Raw genomic sequence first — 7,257 nt, forward strand, 5'->3', positions numbered from 1 at the left:
ACTAGTCATATTATTTGTATTTCTCGCCACGTAGTGACATAATATGTATTTACATACGATACATTTATCGTGTACATACGAAGGCAAGAGGTTAGCACTTTGTAAGGGGTGTGAAAATATGTTTAAATTTAATGATGAAAAAGGGCAATTAAAATGTTCTTTCTGTGGTAAAACACAAACGCAAGTTCGAAAGTTAGTGGCAGGTCCAGGTGTTTACATTTGTGACGAGTGTATCGAACTTTGTACTGAAATTGTACAAGAGGAGCTTGCGAAGGACGAAGAAGTAGAATTCAAAGATGTACCGAAACCGGTAGAAATTCGTGAAATCTTAGATGAGTATGTCATCGGGCAAGATAGCGCGAAAAAAGCACTAGCGGTAGCGGTATATAACCATTACAAACGCATTAATTCTAACAGCAAAATTGATGATGTAGAATTAGCGAAGAGTAATATCGCACTTATCGGGCCAACAGGTAGTGGTAAAACATTACTTGCACAAACGTTAGCGCGTATTCTAAATGTTCCATTTGCAATCGCGGACGCAACATCTTTAACAGAAGCTGGATATGTTGGTGAAGATGTAGAAAATATCTTACTAAAATTAATTCAAGCAGCTGATTATGATGTAGAGAAAGCGGAAAAAGGAATCATTTATATTGATGAGATTGATAAAGTGGCACGTAAGTCCGAAAATCCATCAATTACACGTGATGTATCTGGTGAAGGTGTGCAACAGGCACTTCTAAAAATTTTAGAAGGTACTGTAGCAAGCGTTCCACCTCAAGGTGGTCGTAAGCATCCGCACCAAGAGTTTATTCAAATTGATACAACGAACATCTTATTCATTTGTGGTGGAGCGTTTGATGGCATTGAGCCGATTATTAAACGTCGCCTTGGTGAAAAAGTAATTGGATTTGGTTCTGAGAAGAAAAATGCTGATGTAAATGAGAAGCATGTTTTATCTCACGTATTACCAGAGGATCTTTTAAGATTTGGTTTAATTCCAGAGTTTATCGGTCGTCTTCCAGTTATTGCGAACCTAGAGCCACTTGATGAAGATGCTCTTGTTGATATTTTAACGAAACCGAAAAATGCACTTGTTAAGCAATTCCAAAAACTATTGGAGCTTGACGATGTTGAGTTAGAGTTTGAAGAAGGTGCACTAATCGAAATTGCGAAAAAAGCAATTGAACGTAAAACGGGTGCTCGTGGACTTCGTTCTATTATTGAAGGCTTAATGCTTGATGTAATGTTCGAACTTCCATCTCGTAAAGATATCGAGAAGTGTATTCTTACAAAAGAAACAGTAGCTGATAATGAGCCGCCAAAATTGGTGTTACAAGACGGTACTGTACTTGATACAAAAACATCTGCATAATGCGAAAGGGAAACAGCAATTTTTATAATTGCTGTTTTTCTTTATGTTTAGCTACGTTCCTCCGCGGAAATACTAAGAGATAAAATATTGCGGGAGGAAATAAATAATGAGCTGGACAAATATATTTTTAGTTGTTCAACTTGTTTTTGGTGTAATTGTCGGATTGTATTTCTGGCATTTACTTCGAAATCAACGAACACAAAAAGTTTCAATTGATCGAGAATCGAAAAAAGAATTAGAACAACTTCGTAAAATGCGTGAGATTTCTTTAACAGAGCCGCTAGCAGAAAAGGTGCGTCCTACAACCTTTTTAGATATTGTAGGGCAAGAGGACGGGATTAAGTCGTTAAAAGCGGCTCTTTGTGGTCCGAATCCGCAACATGTAATCATATATGGCCCACCAGGTGTTGGGAAAACAGCGGCAGCACGTCTTGTATTAGAAGAAGCGAAACGAAATCCTAAATCTCCATTTCGTACGAATGCAACATTTATTGAACTTGATGCGACAACAGCTCGGTTTGATGAACGTGGTATCGCAGACCCTTTAATTGGTTCGGTGCATGATCCGATTTATCAAGGTGCTGGGGCGATGGGGCAAGCAGGTATTCCGCAACCGAAAAAAGGGGCTGTAACAGATGCACATGGTGGTATTTTGTTTATTGATGAGATTGGCGAGCTCCATCCGATTCAAATGAACAAAATGTTAAAGGTGTTAGAAGATCGAAAAGTATTTTTAGAAAGTGCGTACTATAGTGAAGAAAATACAATGATCCCAACATATATACATGATATTTTCCAAAAAGGCTTACCGGCAGATTTTCGCTTAGTTGGAGCAACGACACGTTCGCCAGAGGAAATTCCTCCTGCTATTCGGTCACGTTGCTTAGAAGTATTTTTCCGTGAATTAGATACGGAAGAAATTCAAAAAGTAGCGAAAAATGCCGCGGAAAAAGTGGAAATGCAAATAGGTGAAAATGGTATTGAGATGATTGGGATGTATGCAAGGAATGGACGAGAAGCGATTAATCTCGTGCAAATCTCTGCGGGTATGGCGATAAATGAAGAACGTTCTTTCATTAAGGATGAAGATATAGAGTGGGTTGTTCACTCAAGTCAGCTTACACCGAAATATGAAAAGCGCATTTATCCGATTCCAAGGATTGGTCTTGTAAATGGTCTTGCTGTATACGGACCAAATACAGGTGCGTTATTAGAAATTGAAGTAACAGCAATTCCGGCGAAAGATAAAGGATCGGTAAATGTTACCGGAATTGTGGAAGAAGAAAGTATTGGTAGTCAAACGAAATCGATTCGTCGTAAAAGTATGGCGAAAGGCTCTGTTGATAATGTATTAACAGTACTTCGTTCTTTAGATGTGTTGCCAGAAGGATACGATATACATATTAACTTTCCAGGGGGTATCCCAATTGATGGCCCTTCTGCAGGAATCGCTATGGCAACAGGTGTATATTCTGCGGTGCACCGCACGTATGTAAATAATGAAGTAGCGATGACAGGTGAAATAAGTATACACGGAGAAGTAAAGCCTATTGGTGGCGTATACGCAAAAATAAAAGCTGCGAAAAAAGCGGGAGCTAAGAAAGTCATTATTCCTGCTGAAAATATGCAACCATTTTTGTATACGATCAAGGGAATTGAAATTATTCCTGTTCGTAAGTTAAAAGAAGTATTTGAGTTAACGTTTATGCAAGAAAATATGCATAGAGAGCTAGATGTACATACTCACGTAGACGAAACAGATGCACAATCTATGTAAAAATAAACAATAATAAAATTTGCCAGACTTCGTTTAAGTTTGTATGCTTAATCGGAGTCTTTTTCTTTTCGTGAGGTAGAAAAACAAGCTATTTACAATTGCGCGGAATCTCAGCAATTGCATCTAGGTGTATTGTAATATAAAATAGTTGAACAGGAGTTTAATTTATTATGGAGGTGCTATGTCTAGTATGAATACGAACGAAAGAATCGTGCCCCTCCTACCATTAAGAGGCGTTCTCGTATATCCAACGATGGTTTTGCATCTTGATGTAGGACGTGATAAATCGATACAAGCACTAGAGCAGGCGGCAATGGATGAAAATATCATCTTTTTAGCAATGCAAAAAGAAATGAATATCGATGATCCGAAAGAAGATGACATATATAGTGTAGGTACAGTGGCGAAAGTGAAGCAAATGTTAAAATTGCCGAACGGTACGCTTCGTGTCCTTGTGGAAGGTTTACATAGAGCAGAAGTAATAGAGTTTATCGAAGAAGAAAATGTAGTACAAGTGTCTATTAAAAAGGTAACTGAAGAAGTAGAAGATGATTTAGAAGAGAAAGCTTTTATGCGTACGTTACTGGAGCATTTCGAACAATATATTAAAGTTTCGAAAAAAGTTTCAAATGAAACTTTTGCAACGGTAGCTGATGTGGAAGAACCAGGGAGATTAGCTGATTTAATTGCTTCTCACTTGCCGATTAAAACGAAGCAGAAACAAGAGATTTTAGAGATTGTATCTGTAAAAGAACGATTACAAACACTTATTTCAATTATTCAAGATGAACAAGAGTTACTTAGCCTAGAAAAGAAAATTGGGCAAAAAGTGAAACGTTCCATGGAGCGCACGCAAAAAGAATATTTCTTACGTGAGCAAATGAAGGCGATTCAAACTGAACTTGGCGACAAAGAAGGCAAGGGCGGAGAAGTAGAAGAACTTCGTGAGAAAATTGAACAGTCAGGAATGCCGGAAGAAACAATGAAGGCTGCCCTGAAAGAATTAGATCGTTATGAAAAGTTACCAGCAAGTTCTGCGGAGAGTGGTGTTATTCGCAATTATATTGATTGGTTATTAGCGCTTCCGTGGACAGAGGCAACAGAAGATATAATTGACCTTGCTCATTCGGAAGAGATTTTAAATAACGATCATTACGGTCTTGAAAAAGTGAAAGAGCGTGTACTTGAATATTTAGCTGTACAGAAGTTAACGAATTCATTAAAAGGACCTATCCTTTGTTTAGTAGGCCCTCCTGGGGTCGGCAAAACTTCGTTAGCGCGTTCAATTGCAACATCATTGAATCGTAACTTCGTCCGTGTATCTCTTGGTGGTGTGCGTGATGAATCTGAAATTCGTGGTCACCGTCGTACATATGTTGGAGCAATGCCAGGACGCATTATTCAAGGTATGAAAAAGGCGAAAACAGTTAATCCAGTCTTCTTATTAGATGAGATTGATAAAATGTCTAACGATTTCCGTGGAGATCCATCAGCGGCATTACTTGAAGTATTAGATCCAGAACAAAACCATAACTTCAGTGATCATTACATTGAAGAACCATATGATCTATCAAAAGTTATGTTTGTAGCAACTGCTAATACACTTTCAAGTATTCCAGGTCCATTACTTGACCGTATGGAAATCATTTCGATTGCTGGCTATACAGAACTTGAAAAAGTACACATTGCTCGTGAGCATTTGTTGCCGAAACAATTAAAAGAACATGGCTTACGAAAAGGTAATTTACAAGTGCGTGATGAAGCGCTGCTTGAGATTATTCGTTATTATACACGTGAGGCTGGTGTTCGTACGCTAGAGCGCCAAATTGCAAAAGTTTGCCGTAAAGTAGCGAAGATTATCGTTACAGCAGAACGTAAACGTATCGTTGTGACAGAGAAAAAGATTGTTGATTTACTTGGTAAACACATATTCCGTTATGGGCAAGCTGAAAAAACAGACCAAGTTGGTATGGCAACAGGTCTAGCTTACACAGCAGCAGGCGGCGATACACTTGCCATTGAAGTTTCTGTAGCGCCAGGAAAAGGGAAACTAATTTTAACAGGGAAACTTGGGGATGTTATGAAAGAATCAGCACAAGCTGCGTTTAGTTATATACGTTCTCGTGCAGAAGAGCTTCAGATCGATCCGAATTTCCATGAGAAAAATGATATTCATATTCACGTTCCAGAAGGAGCAGTTCCAAAAGACGGACCGTCAGCAGGTATTACGATGGCAACGGCACTTATTTCTGCGCTAACAGGTATTCCTGTAAGTAAAGAAGTGGGTATGACAGGTGAAATTACACTTCGTGGTCGTGTATTACCAATTGGTGGTTTAAAAGAAAAAACATTAAGTGCTCACCGCGCAGGCTTAACAAAAATTATTTTGCCAGCAGAAAACGAGAAAGATTTAGATGATATTCCAGAGAGCGTAAAAGAAAACCTTACGTTTGTGCTTGCATCTCATTTAGATGAAGTATTGGAGCACGCATTAGTAGGAGTGAAACAATGAAAGTAACAAAAGCAGATATTGTAATTAGTGCTGTTAAACCAGAACAATATCCAGACAGTGATTTACCAGAAATTGCATTAGCAGGTCGTTCAAATGTGGGGAAGTCTTCCTTTATTAATAAAATTTTAAATCGTAAAAAGTTAGTGCGTATTTCTTCTAAACCAGGAAAAACGCAAACGCTGAACTTTTTCTTAATCAATGAGATGATGCACTTTGTTGACGTTCCAGGTTATGGATATGCAAAAGTATCTAAATCGGAGCGCGCTGCATGGGGGAAAATGATTGAAACGTACTTTACAACTCGTGAGCAATTAGACGCAGCTGTATTAGTAGTTGATTTACGTCACCAACCAACAAGTGATGACGTGATGATGTATGATTTCTTAAAGCATTATGAAATCCCAACAATTATTATTGCGACGAAAGCCGATAAAATTCCGAAAGGGAAATGGCAAAAGCATTTAAAAGTTGTAAAAGAAACACTTGCTGTTGAAATTGGCGATGAAATTGTTCTATTCTCTTCTGAAACAGGACTTGGAAAAGAAGAAGCGTGGAAAGCAATTCATAAATTTACAAAAACAAAAAACGCGTGACGAATGTCGCGCGTTTTTGTTTTGCTAAATTTTTTAGCGTACGTTTAATGTAACTTCAATATTTCCTCGTGTTGCTTTCGAATAAGGACATACACCGTGAGCCGCTTCTACAAGTTCTTGTGCTTCGCTATGTGAAACGCCAGCCACATGTACATCAAGTACAGCAGATAGACCGAAACCACCATCTGTATCTTTTCCGATAGAAACGTGAGCAGTTACTTCTGTACTTTCTACTTTCACACGTTTTGTACGAATGACAAGTTGTAATGCACTATCGAAACAAGCTGCATAACCAGCTGCAAATAGTTGTTCTGGATTTGTTGCTTCTCCGCCTGCACCACCTAGTGCTTTCGGCATTTTTACATCAAGATTTAATATGCCATCATCTGAAACTACTTTCCCATTTCTTCCACCTGTTGCTGTTACTGAAGCAGTATATAATTTATCCATATTTATTCCCCTTTTCCATCATTAATTGTTTTCATTGTGTCAATTATTTTATTTAGTTGAATTAATAAAGAGCGATATTCTTGCTCTGTAATTCCTAAGTTTGTAGCCATCGTTGTCGGTAATGAACAAGCCTTTTCCTTTAAATCTTTGCCTTGTTCTGTTAATTCAATACAAACTTTTCGCTCGTCTTCTTTGGAACGAACACGTTTTACAAGTTTTAATGATTCCATGCGTTTTAACATAGGTGTTAACGTACCAGAATCTAAAAATAGACGTTCTCCAATTTCTTTTACTGTTAGTCCATCTTGCTCCCATAGTACGAGTAAAGTAATGTACTGGGGATACGTAATACCCATTTCTTCTAAATAAGGTCGATAAAAACGAGTAACCTCTCTAGAGCAGGCGTAAATAGAAAAACAAAGTTGGTTATCTAGATGCAAAGAGTCTTCTGTCATAAATAACTCCCTTCTAATTAAGTTGTGCACAATTTAATTTTATAAAACCAATATAACGAAAAAGAAATACAATGTCAAATACATTGTATTGA

Annotated in this window: 6 protein-coding genes; 4 read left to right on the top strand and 2 right to left on the bottom strand. The window is 37.9% G+C overall.

What is annotated here, in order from left to right:
* Nucleotides 1-118 precede the first annotated feature (118 nt).
* The 4 genes from clpX to ysxC all read left to right on the top strand — a co-directional run bounded on the left by clpX (nt 119) and on the right by ysxC (nt 6,260).
* Nucleotides 119-1,378 (top strand): ATP-dependent protease ATP-binding subunit ClpX, encoded by a 1,260-nt coding sequence (gene clpX, locus ACQGS6_RS19965; protein WP_000472289.1) that lies wholly within the window; start codon nt 119-121, stop codon nt 1,376-1,378.
* A 106-nt stretch (nt 1,379-1,484) separates the two neighbouring features.
* Entirely contained in the window at nt 1,485-3,155 is a 1,671-nt protein-coding gene (lonB, locus tag ACQGS6_RS19970; protein WP_000119179.1) for an ATP-dependent protease LonB, read from the top strand.
* A 181-nt stretch (nt 3,156-3,336) separates the two neighbouring features.
* Nucleotides 3,337-5,667 carry an endopeptidase La gene (lon, locus tag ACQGS6_RS19975; RefSeq protein ID WP_061138933.1) on the top strand — a complete coding sequence of 777 codons (2,331 nt, stop codon included), beginning with the start codon at nt 3,337-3,339 and terminating at the stop codon, nt 5,665-5,667.
* Nucleotides 5,664-6,260 (top strand): ribosome biogenesis GTP-binding protein YsxC, encoded by a 597-nt coding sequence (ysxC, locus tag ACQGS6_RS19980; protein ID WP_000869116.1) that lies wholly within the window; start codon nt 5,664-5,666, stop codon nt 6,258-6,260. The genes lon and ysxC overlap by 4 nt, the downstream gene beginning before the upstream one ends.
* 33 nt (nt 6,261-6,293) lie before the next feature.
* On the opposite strand, the gene ACQGS6_RS19985 is transcribed toward ysxC, so the two are convergent.
* Complete coding sequence (locus ACQGS6_RS19985; RefSeq protein ID WP_000359781.1) at nt 6,294-6,710, bottom strand: organic hydroperoxide resistance protein; 417 nt, start codon at nt 6,708-6,710, stop codon at nt 6,294-6,296.
* 2 nt (nt 6,711-6,712) lie between these two features.
* Nucleotides 6,713-7,165: a MarR family winged helix-turn-helix transcriptional regulator gene (locus tag ACQGS6_RS19990; RefSeq protein ID WP_000133914.1), complete on the bottom strand. Its 453-nt coding sequence runs from the start codon at nt 7,163-7,165 to the stop codon at nt 6,713-6,715.
* Between the last annotated feature and the right edge of the window lie 92 nt (nt 7,166-7,257).

Origin of the sequence: Bacillus sp. GMs2/2 (assembly GCF_050172095.1) — a bacterium.
Taxonomy (GTDB): domain Bacteria; phylum Bacillota; class Bacilli; order Bacillales; family Bacillaceae_G; genus Bacillus_A; species Bacillus_A cereus.